Consider the following 16,225-nt stretch of genomic DNA (forward strand, 5'->3'; position numbering starts at 1 on the left):
GTATGGAGAGCTGTACATGAGAATCCTATGGATTGTGCCCTACCTGCCGTGGCCGACCACCAGCGGCGGCAAGACCCGGCAGTATCATTTGCTGCGCACCTTGAGTGAGCGCGGGCATCGCATCACGCTGCTGGCGCAATCGAAGACACCGGCCGATGACGCGGCGCACGCAGCCCTTGAACCCTTGCTCGAGCGCCTGATCGTGGTGCCGCGCCGGCCACTGAAACACCCGATGACCCTGCTCGCGGGCGTATTCGCACCGTGGCCGTTGCTGACCACGGTCAATGGCCTGTCGGCACCGTTGCAAGCCCAATTTGCGCAACTGTTGAACGAGCGCTGGGACGTGATTCAAGTGGAACACAGCTACAGCCTGCAACCGTTTCTGCGCACCTTGCAGCAGCGCAAGCGCGAGTTTGTGCTGACCGAGCACAACCTGGAATCAAGCCTGGGCGGCGCCACTTATGACCGTTTCCCCAAGTGGGCCGCGCCGTTCGTGCAGTACGACCAATGGCGCTGCCGGCAATGGGAGCGCAAGGCCTTCGATGCCGCCGCCCATGTGATTGCGGTGACCGAGGCGGACGCCCAGGCCATGCGGCCGTTGACTGCAACGCCGGTAAGCGTGGTGGTCAATGGCGTCGACAGCCGTGCCTTCGCCCAGGTCAGTGCCGATGCGCAGAGCCAGCGTTTGTTGTTTGTCGGCAATTACGAATACGCACCGAACCTGGACGCTGTGCAGTGGTTGCTTGAGGAGATATTCCCCCGGGTCTGGCTGCAGTGTCCGAACGCGCGCCTGGCGGTGGCCGGTTACGGCTTGCCCGAACACTGGCGCGACCGTTGGCCGGATGAACGTGTCGAGTGGCTGGGGTTTGTTCCTGATCTGTGCGCTCTGCAACGGCGCTGCGCCGGTTTTGTCGCCGCGTTGCGCCATGGCGGCGGCTCCAAGCTCAAGGTGTTGGAGGCAATGGCCGCCGGCTTGCCGCTGGTCAGCACGGCCCAGGGTGTTTCCGGGTTGGCGGTGCAACCACAGGCGCATTACCTGGCGGGCGAAAGCGCCGAGGCTCTGGCCGACGCCATCGTGCGCCTGCTCGATCAGCCGCTGCTGGCCCGGCAACTGGCCGATGCGGCACGCGAGTATGCGCGGCAGTACCACGACTGGGCGGTGGCCGGTGACGAACTGGAGCACATCTACAACACCTTGATCGACTCTAAGGAATTTCAGCCATGCGCGTAGCCCTGGACTATCGCCCCGCCACGGTTGCGCCCTCGTCGGGCATCGCCCGCCAGGTCCTGGCGCTGGAAGATGCCCTGCGCGCGCGGGACAACACTGAGGTGCTGCTGTTCACTGAGGCGCCCCTGGACCACCCGCAACGCCAGACCGCCATATGCCCACCGTGGGCCAGCCCGCTGGATGGCCTGCAACGGCCGCAGGTACGCTTGCGGTTTGAGCGAAAATTTTTGCCCAGATCCTTGCATGAGCAACAGATCGACCTGCACATCGCCACGGCCAATATGGGCTTGCCGCTGTGCCGCAAACCCGCCGGCACCCGTTATATCCTGGTGCTGCATGACCTGTTTCAGCTGACTCAGCGTAACTTCCATCGCTCCAGGCTCAAGGCCCTGGCCTATCGCTTGATCGACGGTGCCTCGATTGCCTGGTCGGTGTGGCAGGCTGACCGGGTGTGGTGCCCTTCGCAGTTTTCCTGCAACGAAGCCGCCCGCGTATTCCCCTGGGCCCGGGCCAAGTTCCGGGTGTTGAGCAACCTGGTGCCCGAATTGAATGCAGCGCCAGAACCGCAGCCAGACAACCTGCCGGCGCGTTACTGGTTGGTGGTGGGCACACGGGAGCCGCGCAAGAACATGGCATTTTTCCTGCGCCAATGGCAGGCCTGCCGTACGGCGAACCCTGAGGTGCCGGACCTGGTACTGGTGGGCCACGCCAGCGATGTACCGTCCGCCCTTGGCGAACTGCCGGGCCTGCACTGGTGCAGCGGTTTATCCGACGGCCAACTGCAAGCCCTTTACCGTCATACCGACTGCCTATGGCAGCCGTCTTATGCCGAGGGCTTTGGCCTGCCGGTGGTGGAAGCCTTGAGTGTGGGCACGCCGGTGGCGGTGGCACGCGGTTCCGCCCTGGATGAAGTCGCGCCGCCCGGCGCCCCGCGCTTCGACCCACACGATGCCAGGCAATTGCAGAACGTCATGCAGCAAATGGCAACCGCAGGCAACACGGCAGACGCCGAAACGCAGCGCGCCTGGGCCCGGCAATTTGCCGAACCGGCCTATCGCTCGCGCCTGGATACTTTGCTCAAGGAATTGGACCGCTAATGCTGCCAGGAAAATTCATCAGCCTGCTCCTGGGCCTGGTCTTCGGCATTTTGCTGTTGGCCCTGTCGCCGATCAAGACCTTGCTGGTCGTGGCCGGCGCGGGTGTGGCCTTGACCCTGATCCGCTTTCCCCTGTGGGGCTTGCTGATTTTCGCGGTGTTGGCCACCAGCATTCCCTACACCACGTTGGAACTGGGGATCCGCACCACCATCAGCGAAGCGGTGTTGGGGCTGACCTGGGTCGGGGTGTTCTGGCAATCGTTTATCGGCAAGACCCGCGGCTTGATCCTGTGGCGTCCGACCGAGCGCGCGCTGATGTGGCTGATGCTGTTCAGCACTATTCCGTTTATCTGGGGCATGGTCATCATCCATGCCGAAGGCAACGGGCCGGTGAACTGGGTACGCTGGCTGATGAACCTGTCGTTGCTGTTTATCGTGCCGTTGCTGCTGCGCACCGACGCCGACCGCGACAAGGTGGTGGTCGCCCTGCTGCTGGGCAACCTGGCGATGCTGTTGCTGTCGATTTTCATGTTTCTGAAGACGCGCAACGCCATGTCGATGATCGAGGTGCTCACCGACCTCAAGTACGCCCACCCGGAAGCGGTGAAGGATATTTTTTCCGCCAACTACACGCGCATGGCCTCGCCCTGGGTGCACCCGAACCTGACGGGTGGCGTGCTGGTGCTGTTTATCCCCCTGGCGCTGTTCTACGGCTGGACCCGCAGCGGCTGGCGCCGGGCGCTGGGCCTGGCGGTGGCGGTGCTGGGTTGCGCCGGCCTGCTGCTGAGTATTTCCCGTGGCGCCATCGTGGCCCTGGCGCTGGTGCTGATCTGGCTGACCTATAAGCGCGTGCCTAACAGCGGGCGCATCATCGGTATCGGCGTGGCGTTTGGGGTTGCGCTGGTGATGTTCTATCCGCCGTTGCAGGAGCGCTTGCTGACCATCTTCTCGTCCACCAATGCCAGTACCGAAATCCGCTTCGACGAGTACGCAAGATTCCCCGAGGCCATGTCGACATATCCCTTGGGGATCGGCTTCAAGATAGACCCACCCGTACCCGGCACCAACCTGCTGGGCATCTCTAACCTGTGGCTGAACTTCATCTACAAGGTCGGCATTCCGGGGATGCTGTTGTTTATCACCGTCACTGTGTTGTGGTGGCGGGAAGTGCGGCCCCTGGGCCAGGTGCGCAAGGTCACCGCCGACAACGCCCTGTGGCTGGGGTGTATCTGCGGCGTGATGGCAGCGCTGTTGACGGGGATTTTCGACCACTATTTCAGCTTCACCTTTGTACTGATCGCGCTGTTCTGGCTGTTGATGGGCATGAGCCTGCAACAGGTGCGTCTGCGCCCCTCCATTACCGCCCCTGTTGCTGCTATTGCGCCAAAGGATAACCAACCATGAAGCACCGGATGATTCACTCCACCGATTTGCGCGACCGCCTCCCCACACTGGCCGCTGAAATAGGCGTGAGCCTGCCGGACCTGGAAGAGGCGCTGGACTGGTGCCTGGCCAACGACGTGGTGTTTGAAGAGGGCGAAGGCGACAACAAGCGCTTCTGGATAAACTCCATCGACCTGGAACCCGCCCTTGAGCACCCGGTGGCCCGCCTTTTGTTCCGTCGTATGAAACAGGACCTGCCGGGCAAGCTACTTCCGCGCTATGGCAAAAACTGGGCAACTATCAAGGATCGCTGGCGCAACGCCTGGGACATGGCCTACAACATTTTGATCAACAAGATCCCCAGCCACCATGTGCGCATTGCCTGGCTGCGCCTGGGCGGCGCGAAGATCGGCAAGGGCACAAGCTTGTGGCGTAACACCGAAGTGTTGGGCATCCACAACTTGAGAGTCGGTGACGATACGGTGATCGCCTGGCATTGCCAGGTGGACGCCCGCGCCGGGCTGGTGATCGGCAACCACGTGGCGATCGCTTCCCACGTGCTGATCATCGCCGGCAGTCATGACTTGCAGGCTCCGGAGTTCTGGTCGATTTCCGGGCCGATCTACATCGACGACTATGTGTGGATCGGCAGCCGGGCGTTGATCGGCTACGGCACGCACCTGGGGCATGGCTCGGTGATCAGCGCCAATACCGTGGTGGCCAAGGCTGTGGCCCCCTACAAAATCATTGGCGGTTCCGGGGCCAAAATCATGGGCGAACGCTGCCATGATCTGAACTATAAGGTGGGTGGCAAGGGCCTGTTCACCCTGTTCCACTGATGTTCGGCAGCACGCTCTGGCTGACCGTCGCGACCCTCGCCGGGCTGGTCGCCGGTTTTGCCCGCGAATGGCTGCTGGTGGCGGCCTGGGGCGCGGGCAGTCGCAGCGACGGGTTTCTGGTGGCGGTGTTTTTGCCCGAAGCGTTGCGCATGACCCTGGCCGCCGGCTTGCTTGCGGCGGCTGCCCTGCCCCTTTATCAACAACGCGACCCACAACGCCAGCAAGCCTGGCTGGCCAGTCTTTCCCCACGCCTGCTGGGCGTGGGCCTGGCCCTGTTTGCCGTACTGGCGCTGGGCGCGCCGCTGTGGGTGCGCCTGATCGGCCCCGGCCTGGACGCCGAGGCCCATGCCGAAGCCGCCGCTAACTTGCGTTGGCTGGCGGCCTGTGCGCCGGGCCTGGTGATGCATGGGTTGTTCAGTATTCCCTTGCAGGCACGCCAACGTTTTGTGCTGCCGGGCCTGGGCTCTTTACTGTTCAATCTGCCACCGGTGCTGTACCTGTTTATCCGTGGCAGCGCAAGCGACAGCGGCGAACTGGCCATGAGCTTTTTTGCCGGCAGTGTGTTGATGTGCCTGCCGCTGCTGGCGCCGGTCTGGTCTTTCGGCTGGCGGCCATGGCAAGTCACTGGCGACAAGCTGGCGGGCCGCGAACTGTTGGGGCGCATCGGGCCATTGTTGGCCAGCAATGTCGCCAGCCAGGGGCTGGCGCTGCTCGAACGCTTGATCGCCAGTTACCTGGGAGAAGGTGCCGTCACGTGGGTCAACCTTGCCCGCAAGTTGATCAACCTGCCATTGATCGCCCTGATGAGCCTCAACCAGGTGCTGCTGGGCATGATGAGCGGCGAACAAGGCCAACAGCGCCTGGCCCTGCTGCGTCGCGGCCTGGATGCTGCGACCCTGCTCAGCCTGCCGGCCGCCCTCGGACTGATCGGCGCCAGCCCGGTGCTGATTCATCTGCTGATGCCCACCCAAAGCGCCGACGGCCCACTGCCGGCGCTGCTGGCCTGGTTCGCGACGCCACTGGTGTTCGGCGCCTGGAACGCCATGCTCGCCCGCTATGCCTATGCCAGCGGCGACACGCGCCTGCCCTTGCGCTGCGAATTGCTGGGCAGCGGGGTCAACGCTTTGCTGTTGGTGCTGCTGCCGTACTTTCTGGGTTTACCGGGTATCGCCTTGGCGGCATTGGGCGGGGTTATCGTCACCAACCTGCTGCTGATGCAACGCCAGCAATTGCTTGGCCAACTGGGCTGGCCGCTGCAATGGGGGCTGAGTGCGGTATTACTGGGTTTTGCAGCCGTCATCTTGCATCCACTGCAAAACGATGGCTGGCAACTGGGCTTGAGTACCGTGACGGCAGCCCTGGTATTGGGAGGGTTGGCTGGGTGGTTCAAGCCGTGGAAACAGTGAACTGGAACCACCACCGCAACGGCCTGCGCAGGAGCTGGTAAGCCAGCTCCTGCACGGACTCAGTCATCCAGCTGTTGAGGCGCAGCCGGCTTGGCTGCCTTATCCGCTTTGGTAGCGTTCTTGCCAGGCGCAGGCGCAGGTTCTGGCACAACCGGAGCAGCCGCTTCTTTCTCGGCCATCGGCATCTGGTCGATAGTGCTGAAGAACACCTTCAGGTCGAGGGGATCCGGCGGTACGGTCTTCTCCAGTTTCTTCTCGCCATCCTTGCCGATCAGGATCACCTTTGTACCGCTGCCGGCGCCGAGCTTGAGGGCACGGATCAGCGCGTTGGTTTCAGGTGGCGTGAGCTTCTTGTTGTCCTTGGGGTCCTTGGCGAATTTTTCGCCTTCAGCACCGATGCTGCCGAACTTCACGGTGTAGAACACCATGCTGCGCTCTTCAAAGGACTGCTTGGTAGCAGGCTCATCCAATTGTTTCTTGAGGGTCGCCAAAGTGTCGTTGCCGGAATCGAGCTCCACCACCACCAGCGGCCGAGCCTTGCCCAAGTCCTGCTTGAGCGGGTTGATATCATCAGCGGCCAACAGCGGCCCCGTAAAAGCCATCAAGGTAGCCAGGGTCAGCGACCGGATGAGCATGCGCACCTCCTTTGAATTCCATGCAGGGTTCTTGAGTTTCATGTCTGCGACAGTCAATTTCAAGGATGATTCCTACACCTCGTTAAGAAGCGTAGGTCAGTAAGCCTGCCACGCAAGGGCTCGAATGGGGTTATCAGTCATTGTTTCTTCAGATTGCGGAACCATTACGAGGCGTTCTATTGCGGCCAATGCCGCGCAAATACCGGCGCCACCACCGGGTCTGCATCCACCCGCGCCAGCGTCTGGGCAAAGCCTGGCGCGAGGTTGTTCAACACCTCCCGCGCCGCGTCCCAACGCGACACCGCGGCCGCCATAATGCCCAGCGCGTTCGGCACATTGCCGGGGGCGAACAACTGGTCGGCAAACTGCTCGGCAAACACCACCCAGGCCTGGTGCAGGTAACGGCGCGTGCCGCTGATCAATTGCGCCTGTGCGGCGTCATCCACATTACCGAGCCAGCGTTGCGGGTAGTCGATGATGCCGACCGCCGAATAGCAATTGGCGGCGATGTATACCAGCCCGCGCAGGATCTGCGCACGGTTGCCGGCGAGCAGCTCGGAGGCGGGAAACTCCAGGCCCAGGTGGATCAGGATCGCGGCGCTTTCGGTCAGCACCTGGCCCTCGGGCGTCACCAACGTGGGGATTTGTTTGAGTGGGTTGATGCGGGCCAGGGCGTCGCTGCCTTCGCCGTCTTCCCAGGAGCTGGCGTCGATGCGCCGCCATGCCACCGCGCAACGCTGCAGGGCGATTTCGATCATGCAGGAGCCGGATTCGTCGATGCCGTAGAGCGTGTACATGGGGGTTGTCTCCTTATCGCTGCAGTTTGGCCTGCAAGCTGGCCTTCACCTGCAGCCATTCCGAATCGATGATGCTGAACCGCACCGAATTGCGCTTGCGCCCATCGGGCATGATGCGCTCGTGGCGCACAATGCCCTCTTGCACGGCGCCAAGGCGCAGGATCGCGGCACGGGATTTTTCGTTGAGTTCATCGGTAGTGAACTGCACCCGCACACAGTCGAGCACTTCAAAAGCGTAGGTCAGCAGCAAGAGCTTGGCTTCGGTGTTGATGCCGGTTTTTTGCGTGGACTCGGCCAGCCAGGTGTGACCGATTTCCAGCTTGCGATTGGCCCGATCGACCTTCCAGAACCGCGTGCTGCCCACCACCTGGCCAGTGCCTGCGCGCACCAGGGTGAAGGGGATCACGCTGCCCGCGTCGCGGCCGGCCAAGGCCGTGTCGATGTAGGTGTCGATGGTGTCCGGACCTGGCACGTTGGTGACCTTGAGGTTCCACAATTGGCCGTCGGCGGCCGCTTCAAGCAAGGCGGTTTTGTGTTCGCGTTGCAGGGGCTGGAGTTCGACCGTGCTGCCGGTCAACGTGATCTGAGTCATGGAAGCTGCGCCGTCTGAGAGTGGTCGTCAGCGGCCAAGAGTGCAGGCTCGCCCCACGTACAGGCAAGCGTTTTAAAACAAGCCCATTTGCCCGCCGACCAGCGTGCCGAAATCATCATTTACGAACGGCAGGATCGCATCGGCCACCGGCTGCAATTGCCGGGTGACGTAGTGGTCGTAGTCGATCGGCGCCTGGCGTACTTCCAGCGGCTGCGGGCCGTTGACCGTGATCACATAGCTGATCCAGCCGCCGCGCTGATACTGGCGCGGGCGCCCCAGACGGTCGTTATATTCATCCGCCAGGCGTGCGGCGCGCACATGCGGCGGCACGTTGCGCTCGTAATCGTCGAGTGGGCGGCGCAGGCGTTTGCGGTAGATCAGCAAGTCGTCGAGTTCGCCGCTCAAGGTACGCCGCACATAGTCGCGAACGTAGTCTTGATACGGCTGGCGATGGAAGATGCGCTGATAGAGTTCCTGCTGGAATTGCCGGGCCAGCGGCGACCAGTCGCTGCGCACGGTTTCCAGGCCTTTGTAGACCATTTCTTCGCTGCCGTCGGCGCGTACAACCAAGCCGGCGTAGCGCTTTTTGCTGCCCTCCTCAGCGCCGCGGATGGTCGGCATGAGGAAGCGGCTGAAGTGGGTTTCGTATTGCAGTTCCAGGGCGCTTTGCAGGCCGAATTCGTTGTGCAGATGCGCGCGCCACCACTCGTTGACGTGCTGCACCAGTTCCCGACCGATGCGGCTGGCGTCCTCCGCAGCATGCGCGCTGCCGAGCCAGACGAAGGTGGAGTCGGTGTCGCCGTAGATCACATCATAACCCTTGGCTTCGACCAGCTCGCGGGTCTGGCGCATGATCTGGTGCCCACGCATCGTGATCGAGGACGCCAGCCGCGTGTCGAAGAAGCGGCAACCGCTGGAGCCAAGCACGCCGTAAAACGCGTTCATGATGATTTTAAGGGCTTGGGACAACGGCGCGTTGTGTTCACGCTTGGCCACTTCGCGGCCTTCGGAAACCCGCGCGACAATCGAGGGCAGGCAATGCCGGGTGCGGGAAAAACGCGCACCGCGAAAGCCCTCTACCGATTCGCTGTCCTCGGGATATTTGAGGCCTTCGATCAGGCCTACCGGGTCGATGAGAAAACTGCGGATGATCGACGGGTAAAGGCTTTTGTAATCGAGCACCAGCACCGATTCATAGAGGCCGGGACGCGAGTCCATCACGAACCCGCCGGGGCTGGCCTGGGGCGGTTTGTCGCCCAGGTTCGGCGCGACGAAGCCCTGGCGGTGCATCAGCGGCATATACAGGTGCGTGAACGCCGCCACGGAGCCGCCATTACGGTCGGCCGGCAGCCCGGTGACGCTGGCGCGTTCGAGCAGGAACTTGAGCAGTTCGGTCTTGGCGAAAATCCGCGTGACCAGCTCGCAGTCCTTGAGGTTGTAGCGCGCCAATGCGGGCTTGTCCTCGGCGAACATGCGGTTGATTTCGTCCATGCGCTGGTACGGCGTGGAGATGTCCTTGCCTTCGCCGAGCAGGGTTTGCGCGACGTTTTCCAGGCTGAAGGATTCGAAACTCCAGGTGGCCGAACGCAAGGCTTCGATGCCATCGATGATCAGCCGCCCGGCGGCAGCGGCGAAGTAGTGGTTGCGGCTGCCATGTTCACGCCAGGCCATCGCCTCGCCGCCACGCCCGAGCAACAGCGGCACGTTGAGGCGCTGGGCATGTTCGTGGAGCACGCGCAGGTCGAACTGCACCAGGTTCCAGCCGATGATGGCATCGGGGTCGTGGGTAGCCAGCCATTGGTTGAGGCACTCGAGCAGTTGGGCGCGGGTATCGCAGTAGTCGAGTTTGAAGTCCACCGCATCGGCTTTGTTTGGCGGGCCGAGCATGTACACCTGGCGCTCGCCGCAGCCTTCCAGGGCAATGGAATACAGGTCGCCTTGGGCGGTGGTCTCGATGTCCAGGGACACCAGTTTGAGCGGCGGGCGGTAGTCCGGCGCGGGTTTCATCTGCGCCTCAAGCAAGGTGCCGCTGGCATCCGGTGTGCCGCCAAACCACACGGGCGCGGTGATGAAGCGTTCCATCATGTAACGCTCGGGCGGGCGCACGTCGGCTTCGTAGACGTCGACACCGGCGGCGCGCAGGCGCTTTTCCAGGTCCATCAACTGGCGGTGCTGGCGGGTGTAGAGACCAAGGACAGGGCGATGATGGAAGTCGCACAATTGCAACGGGCGCAGTTCAATCTCGCGCTCGCCCTTGAGTAGCCAGTCGAGCGGCTTGCGATGGGCTTGCGGAATAAACATCACCGAGGTTTGCACGGGTAGGCGCACGCACCGTGGGCCTTGGTCGGTGGCCAGCCAGAAACTGACCTCCGTGCCCGCCGCCGTGTCGCGCCAATGCCGGGTCAGGACAAAACCCTGCTGTAAATCCACCGTACCGCACCTCAGGAATCGCTTTCAGGGCGTGATTCTACTCGGCATCCGGGCAAACGCGATGGGCGATGGCATTTACCTTTGCGTTTGTACTCAGCGCCTGGTCCATCGCTCTTGCCCAGACGGCTGAAGACGCGCTCGCGCGGACAACAATTTCACAAACTTGTCTCGAAATATTAATGACAATTACTATCATTCGCACCGGAGTCGTATCCGCGCAGTGAGGAAGCGCAACGTTGTTGCCCTTTTCCTCACATTGACGGTTCGCCGTCCGGATCGACCATGCCCACCTGCAACCAAATTTCTGTACCGTTTCGCCCTGCCCTGCTTGCCCTTTGCTGCTCACTGAGCCTTGCCGCTCACGCGGCAGCCCCAGAAACTAACAACCGTCCAGACGGCAACACACTGGAATTGGGTGCAACCAACATCAGCGCCGACGCACCTGCACCGAATGCATTGCCGCCGGTTTACGCTGGCGGCCAGGTCGCGCGCGGCGGCCAATTAGGTGTGCTGGGCAACCAGGACATCATGGACGCGCCGTTCAGCATGTCCTCCTACACCGAGAAGTTGATCCGCGAGCAGCATGCGCAAACCGTCGGCGATGTGTTGCTCAATGACTCGTCCGTGCGCCAGGCATCGGGCTATGCGAACCAGGCTCAAGCCTTTGTGATTCGTGGCCTGCCGCTCAACGGCGACGATATTTCGTTCAACGGTTTGTACGGCATCCTGCCGCGCCAGATCATGTCCACCGACGCCCTGGAACGGGTTGAAGTGTTCAAAGGCCCCAACGCCTTTATCAACGGCGTCACACCCAGCGGCTCCGGCATCGGCGGCGGCGTTAACCTGCAACCCAAGCGCGCTGATGATGTGCCTTTGCGCCGTTTGAGCACCGACATCAGCAGTGACGGCCGGGTGGGTGAACACCTGGACATCGGCCAGCGCTTCGGCGAAGACAACCGTTTTGGCGCGCGGGTGAATATTTCCCAGCGCGAAGGCGACACCGCCATCGACGACGAAAGCCAGCGTTCGAAGCTGTTTTCGGTCGGCCTGGACTATCGCGGCGATGCCCTGCGGGTGTCAGGCGACTTTGTTTATCAGAAGCAGCAGGTCAATGGCGGACGCAACACGGTGTTGCTTGGCAGCGGGCTGACCCATATCCCGAATGCGCCGTCGGCCGACACCAACTACGCGCCGAACTGGGGCACCACCAGCCTGGAAGACACCTTCGGCATGTTGCGCGGCGAGTATGACCTCAACGATAACTGGACCGCCTACATCGCCGGGGGCGCCAAGCACACCAACGAGCTGGGCCGCTATTCGTCGGTGACCTTGAGGGACACACTGGGCAATGCCACAGTCAGCGGCTCGAACATTGCGCATCAGGAAGACAACACCAGCCTGATGGCCGGCCTGAACGGCAAGTTCCAGACCGGTGCTGTCAGCCACAAATTGAACCTCGGCTTGACCGGCATCTGGACCCAGACCCGCAACGCCTTTGACTTTGCCTCCGGCAGCCAGCCGACCAATATTTACAGCCCGGCCGATGTGACCGCTCCAGCCAAAGGCGACTTCACCTCCGGCAGCGACCTGAACGACCCCGGCATCACCGCCAAGACCTTCGCCCGCAGCGCGGCGGTGTCGGACACTTTCGGCTTTATGGATGACCGTTTGCTGTTCACCGCCGGCCTGCGCCGCCAGGAGCTGGTGGTTCAGGGCTACGCCTACGGCACCGGCACACGCACCGCGAACTACGCCAAGGGCATCACCACGCCGGTGTATGGCCTGGTGTTCAAGCCATGGGAGCATGTGTCTCTCTACGCCAACCACATCGAAGGCCTGGCGTCAGGGCCGACGGCTCCCTCCACCTTCAGCAGCGCCATCGTAACCAACGCCAACCAGACCTTTGCACCCGCGCGCTCGAAACAGACCGAGGCTGGCGTCAAGCTCGACATGGGCGCCTACGGCGCAACGCTGGGTGTGTACCGAATCGAACAGCCGACCCAGGGTTTTTCCCAACTGAATGCAGACGGCACCGCGACCTTTGTCTTCGAAGGCGAGCAAGTCAACAAAGGTGTAGAGCTGAACGTCTTCGGCGAACCCGTCAGCGGCTTGCGCCTGCTGGGCGGCGCGACCATCATCCACACCGAAGTCAACGGCACGGCAAACGGCGCCAACGACGGCAACCGCGCCATTGGCGTGCCGTCCTTCCAACTTAATGCCGGCGTGGATTGGGATGTGCCGGGTCTGCAAGGCGTGAGCGTCAACGGCCGTATGCTGCGTACCGGCGGCCAGTACGCCGATGCGGCGAACAACCTCAGCCTGCCGGCCTGGAATCGCTTCGATGTGGGCGCCCGCTACAACTTCAAGGTGGCCCAGCGTGATGTGAGCCTGGGTGCCACGGTGGAGAACGTGGCGAATACTAAATACTGGGAATCGGCGCTGGGCGGTTATCTGACCCAAGGTGATCCGCGCGTCGCCAAGTTCTCGGCGACGGTGGATTTCTAAACGCGTTGTAACCACATGAGTCAGCGGATTTGCGCATCGCTGGCTCAGGCGCGGTGGGCCTGGTTCAGATAATTTTCGATGTTACCCATTTGCTCGTCCCAGCCTCGGGAATTCATCCTGAAGGCTTTTTGGCGACGGGGTTCGGGCACTGCGTCAAAACCGGATTCGACCACCCGCAGCAGGATGCCCGGCGCGCGGTCTTCGAGGGTGAACTCTACCAGGGTCGGTGTTTCGTGGTCGTAGTCGACGCCCTTCTCGACAGCGTAAGGGTGCCATCTGAATGAGAACAGGGTTTGGGGCAGGATGCGCACGATTTCGGCCTTCCACACCACATGTTCATAGCCTGGGTAGGTGATCGGCGCCTCGATGGTTGTTCCAGCGGTAAAGGTTTTACCCTTGAGGGCGATGCCAAACCACTCGCCAAATTGCTCGGCTTTGGTGAGCGCTTCCCAGATCTGCTTGCGCGGTACGTTGAGCAGGACTTTTCGTTCGATGCGATCTAACACGTGCATAAGTCACCTCCTCCATTGAAAGTAGGCGACAACAAACAATGCGCAACCTCAGGTTGTAAGCAATGATGATTGTCCCCGTCCTTAATCAGGCAATACGTGTATGACTGACCCGCTGAATGGAAGTTGCTTCTGCAAAGCCGTGCGCTATCAAATCGACAGCTTGGACATGCCCATCAGCCACTGCCATTGCGACAGTTGCCGCAAGGTGCATGCAGCCGCATTCGTGGCCACCGCCGGAGTGATGCGCGAGCACTTTCGCTGGATGCAGGGTGAGGCGCTGCTGTCGTCGTTTGAATCTTCACCGGGCAAGCTCAGGCATTTCTGTTCGCGCTGCGGGTCACACCTGATGGCTGAGCGTGGGCATCAGCCCCATGTGATTGTGCGGGTGGCGACGCTGGATGATGACCCTGGCGTGCGGCCCACCTCGCACATCTGGACGGCCCATGATGTGCCCTGGCTTGCTTACGCAGGCGTAGAGCACTGGGATGAGTGGAAGGTTTGACTAGACGTGCGGGTCACCGGGCGCCTTGGCCGGCGTCGCATATTGCGGCTTGAGATGGCCTTCCTGGTCAAGCAGCCAGGCGTCCATGATCTGCCGCACCACTGGGCCCGCCACGCGGCCACCGGCCTCGCCGTTTTCGATCATCACCGAGATCACGATTTTCGGATGTTCGGCCGGCGCAAAACCGACGAACAAGGCGTTGTCGCGATGCCGTTCCAGCGTCTTGTTGCGGTCATAGCGCTCACCCTGCTTGATCGCCACCACCTGCGCAGTACCACTCTTGCCGGCGATCCGGTACTGAGCACCGGCCGCTGCTGCACGGGCGATACCGCGAGGGTCATGCATCACCAGCTGCATGCCGTGGTTGACCTGCTCCCAATCACGCGGATCCTTGAGCACTACGTTAGGCATTGGGTTCTCGTCCACCGGCGGCACGCCATTGATGGTCTTGGCCAAGTGCGGACGGTTCCACACACCTTTGTTGGCGATCAACGCGGTGGCCTGGGCCAACTGCAATGGCGTGACCTGCATATAGCCCTGGCCAATGCCGAGGATCACGGTTTCGCCCGGGAACCAGGGCTGGCGACGGGTTGCACGCTTCCAGGCCTGGGAAGGCATCAGGCCAGCTGATTCTTCGAACATGTCGAGAGAGACTTTCTGACCGAGGCCGAACTCGGCCAGGTAGTCGTGCAGGCGATCAATACCCAGCTTGTGGGCCAAGTCGTAAAAGTAGGTGTCGTTGGAGCGCATGATCGCCGCATCCATGTCCACCCAGCCGTCACCGCTGTGGTTCCAGTTGCGGTATTTGTGGTCAAAATCGGGCAGTTGGTAATAACCGGGGTCGAACACTCGGGTTTGCGCGGTCACCACGCCACTGTCGAGGCCGGCGATAGCCACTTCCGGCTTGATGGTCGAGCCGGGCGCGTAAAGCCCGCGTAGCACGCGGTTAAACAGCGGTCGGTCGATGGAGTCGTGCAGCGCGGCATATTCCTTGAAACTGATGCCGGTGACGAACAGATTCGGGTCAAAGCTCGGCTTACTCACCATGGCCAGCACTTCGCCGGTCTGCGGGTCGAGGGCCACCACCGAACCACGGCGATCGCCCAAGGCCTCTTCCGCGGCTTCCTGGAGCTTGACGTCGAGGCTCAGCACGATGTTTTTGCCGGGGATCGGGTCGGTATGCTTGAGCACGCGCAACACGCGGCCCTGGGCATTGGTCTCGACCTCTTCATAGCCGACATGGCCGTGCAGCTCGGACTCGTAGAAACGCTCGATACCGGTCTTGCCGATGGACTGGGTACCGCGGTATTCCACCGAGTCGAGGGCCTTGGATTCTTTCTCGTTGATTCGGCCAACGTAGCCAATCGAGTGGGCAAAATGCGCGCCCAACGGGTAATGCCGCACGAACTGAGGTTCAACATCGACGCCCGGCAAGCGGAACTCGTTAACGGCCAGCAAGGCAATCTGCTCTTCGGTCAATTCGTAGAACAGCGTTACCGGCACAAAAGGATGGCGGGCTTGTTTCAATGCCTTGTCGAATACTGCTCGGTCTTCCGCGGGTAAGTGCAACAGGCTGACGATAGCGTCCAGCTCGCCCTTGAGGTCGGTGGTGCGCTCGCGAGTGATGGTCAGGTTGTAGCTGGGACGGTTGTCGGCCAGCACCACGCCGTTGCGGTCATAAATCAGCCCGCGCGTCGGCGTGATCGGCAGTACGTGGACCCGGTTGTTCTCGGAAATCGTCGAGTGATAGTCGTACTGCACCACCTGCAGGAAATACATGCGCCCGACCAGGGCGCAGGTAATACCAATCACCAAGAGTGCGCAGGCGAGCAAGCGCTTGTTGACCAGGCGGTTTTCTTTTTCGTGATCCTTGATCGGTATCGGTTCAGGCATTTCTACAGCATCTCGTTGAAGAAGTTCGACGCCGCGTCCTGCGGTTGAAAGATCAATCCTTGTGAAAATGTGCTGCACCATACCAAAAATGCAGAAACACTTTGCATCGATTTCCCCAACGGCATGCTGTTTTGTCAGACACGGACCGATTTTGGCTGCAAAAGGCCTTAATCACGCAAGTGCGATCAATTACATGACCCTCCAGCTTTGTGCAGGACGCGTGTGAGAATGGCGATCGGGATGATGCCGATTGAGCTGATCAAGGCGTAGAGGTTTTGAAGTTGGCGCTTTTCGACCGCCCAAAACAAAACCCCATCTGCTTTCGCAAATGGGGTTTCGGAATTTAATCTTGACGATGACCTACTCTCACATGGGGAAACCCCACACTACCATCGGCGATGCATCGT

General features: G+C 61.5%; 13 protein-coding genes. 7 read left to right on the top strand and 6 right to left on the bottom strand.

The features are described from left to right. Positions 1-16: 16 nt before the first annotated feature. Genes AOA62_RS25060 through AOA62_RS25080 form a run of 5 tightly spaced genes read left to right on the top strand, consistent with a single transcriptional unit; the run spans position 17 to position 5,952 of the window. Complete coding sequence (locus AOA62_RS25060; RefSeq protein WP_017135338.1) at positions 17-1,231, top strand: glycosyltransferase family 4 protein; 1,215 nt, start codon at positions 17-19, stop codon at positions 1,229-1,231. Next, complete coding sequence (locus tag AOA62_RS25065; protein ID WP_099550093.1) at positions 1,222-2,325, top strand: glycosyltransferase family 1 protein; 1,104 nt, start codon at positions 1,222-1,224, stop codon at positions 2,323-2,325. The genes AOA62_RS25060 and AOA62_RS25065 overlap by 10 nt, the downstream gene beginning before the upstream one ends. Next, positions 2,325-3,728, top strand: coding sequence for an O-antigen ligase (locus tag AOA62_RS25070; protein WP_017135340.1), 1,404 nt, complete (start codon positions 2,325-2,327; stop codon positions 3,726-3,728). The genes AOA62_RS25065 and AOA62_RS25070 overlap by 1 nt, the downstream gene beginning before the upstream one ends. After that, positions 3,725-4,546, top strand: a complete 822-nt coding sequence (locus AOA62_RS25075; RefSeq protein WP_017135341.1) for an acyltransferase — start codon at positions 3,725-3,727, stop codon at positions 4,544-4,546. Before AOA62_RS25070 ends, AOA62_RS25075 begins: the two co-directional genes overlap by 4 nt. After that, positions 4,546-5,952 carry a lipid II flippase MurJ gene (locus tag AOA62_RS25080; protein WP_017135342.1) on the top strand — a complete coding sequence of 469 codons (1,407 nt, stop codon included), beginning with the start codon at positions 4,546-4,548 and terminating at the stop codon, positions 5,950-5,952. Before AOA62_RS25075 ends, AOA62_RS25080 begins: the two co-directional genes overlap by 1 nt. 59 nt (positions 5,953-6,011) lie before the next feature. Here AOA62_RS25080 and AOA62_RS25085 read toward each other — a convergent pair whose 3' ends face one another. From AOA62_RS25085 to AOA62_RS25100, 4 genes are all read right to left on the bottom strand, one after another. Then, positions 6,012-6,587 carry a DUF4174 domain-containing protein gene (locus AOA62_RS25085; protein WP_099550094.1) on the bottom strand — a complete coding sequence of 192 codons (576 nt, stop codon included), beginning with the start codon at positions 6,585-6,587 and terminating at the stop codon, positions 6,012-6,014. 176 nt (positions 6,588-6,763) lie between these two features. Further along, positions 6,764-7,384 carry a glutathione S-transferase family protein gene (locus tag AOA62_RS25090; RefSeq protein ID WP_017135344.1) on the bottom strand — a complete coding sequence of 207 codons (621 nt, stop codon included), beginning with the start codon at positions 7,382-7,384 and terminating at the stop codon, positions 6,764-6,766. A 13-nt stretch (positions 7,385-7,397) separates the two neighbouring features. Then, positions 7,398-7,976: a GNAT family N-acetyltransferase gene (locus AOA62_RS25095; protein ID WP_099550095.1), complete on the bottom strand. Its 579-nt coding sequence runs from the start codon at positions 7,974-7,976 to the stop codon at positions 7,398-7,400. A 72-nt stretch (positions 7,977-8,048) separates the two neighbouring features. Beyond that, positions 8,049-10,406, bottom strand: coding sequence for a DNA polymerase II (locus AOA62_RS25100; protein ID WP_099550096.1), 2,358 nt, complete (start codon positions 10,404-10,406; stop codon positions 8,049-8,051). Positions 10,407-10,688: 282 nt separating this feature from the next. Between AOA62_RS25100 and AOA62_RS25105 the strand changes: the two genes are divergently transcribed. Beyond that, positions 10,689-12,911: a TonB-dependent siderophore receptor gene (locus AOA62_RS25105; RefSeq protein WP_099550097.1), complete on the top strand. Its 2,223-nt coding sequence runs from the start codon at positions 10,689-10,691 to the stop codon at positions 12,909-12,911. A 44-nt stretch (positions 12,912-12,955) separates the two neighbouring features. On the opposite strand, the gene AOA62_RS25110 is transcribed toward AOA62_RS25105, so the two are convergent. Then, on the bottom strand, positions 12,956-13,423 hold the full coding sequence (locus AOA62_RS25110) for an SRPBCC family protein (RefSeq protein WP_099550098.1): 468 nt from the start codon (positions 13,421-13,423) through the stop codon (positions 12,956-12,958). A 100-nt stretch (positions 13,424-13,523) separates the two neighbouring features. Here AOA62_RS25110 and AOA62_RS25115 point away from each other — a divergent pair, with 100 nt between their 5' ends. Beyond that, on the top strand, positions 13,524-13,925 hold the full coding sequence (locus tag AOA62_RS25115) for a GFA family protein (protein ID WP_017135350.1): 402 nt from the start codon (positions 13,524-13,526) through the stop codon (positions 13,923-13,925). Here the strand turns inward: AOA62_RS25115 and mrdA are convergent, their stop codons facing one another. Further along, positions 13,926-15,818 (bottom strand): penicillin-binding protein 2, encoded by a 1,893-nt coding sequence (gene mrdA, locus AOA62_RS25120; protein WP_099550099.1) that lies wholly within the window; start codon positions 15,816-15,818, stop codon positions 13,926-13,928. Between the last annotated feature and the right edge of the window lie 407 nt (positions 15,819-16,225).

It is taken from the genome of Pseudomonas sp. 2995-3 (assembly GCF_002742565.1).
Classification (GTDB): domain Bacteria; phylum Pseudomonadota; class Gammaproteobacteria; order Pseudomonadales; family Pseudomonadaceae; genus Aquipseudomonas; species Aquipseudomonas edaphica.

Excerpts from the sequence above, each read along its gene's own strand:
- AOA62_RS25070 (WP_017135340.1), top strand. The coding sequence starts at position 2,325 with ATGCTGCCAGGAAAATTCATCAGCCTGCTCCTGGGCCTGGTCTTCGGC.
- AOA62_RS25110 (WP_099550098.1), bottom strand. The coding sequence starts at position 13,423 with ATGCACGTGTTAGATCGCATCGAACGAAAAGTCCTGCTCAACGTACCG.
- AOA62_RS25060 (WP_017135338.1), top strand. The coding sequence starts at position 17 with ATGAGAATCCTATGGATTGTGCCCTACCTGCCGTGGCCGACCACCAGC.
- AOA62_RS25095 (WP_099550095.1), bottom strand. The coding sequence starts at position 7,976 with ATGACTCAGATCACGTTGACCGGCAGCACGGTCGAACTCCAGCCCCTG.
- AOA62_RS25085 (WP_099550094.1), bottom strand. The coding sequence starts at position 6,587 with ATGCTCATCCGGTCGCTGACCCTGGCTACCTTGATGGCTTTTACGGGG.
- AOA62_RS25105 (WP_099550097.1), top strand. The coding sequence starts at position 10,689 with ATGCCCACCTGCAACCAAATTTCTGTACCGTTTCGCCCTGCCCTGCTT.
- AOA62_RS25065 (WP_099550093.1), top strand. The coding sequence starts at position 1,222 with ATGCGCGTAGCCCTGGACTATCGCCCCGCCACGGTTGCGCCCTCGTCG.
- AOA62_RS25075 (WP_017135341.1), top strand. The coding sequence starts at position 3,725 with ATGAAGCACCGGATGATTCACTCCACCGATTTGCGCGACCGCCTCCCC.
- AOA62_RS25080 (WP_017135342.1), top strand. The coding sequence starts at position 4,546 with ATGTTCGGCAGCACGCTCTGGCTGACCGTCGCGACCCTCGCCGGGCTG.
- mrdA (WP_099550099.1), bottom strand. The coding sequence starts at position 15,818 with ATGCCTGAACCGATACCGATCAAGGATCACGAAAAAGAAAACCGCCTG.
- AOA62_RS25115 (WP_017135350.1), top strand. The coding sequence starts at position 13,524 with ATGACTGACCCGCTGAATGGAAGTTGCTTCTGCAAAGCCGTGCGCTAT.
- AOA62_RS25090 (WP_017135344.1), bottom strand. The coding sequence starts at position 7,384 with ATGTACACGCTCTACGGCATCGACGAATCCGGCTCCTGCATGATCGAA.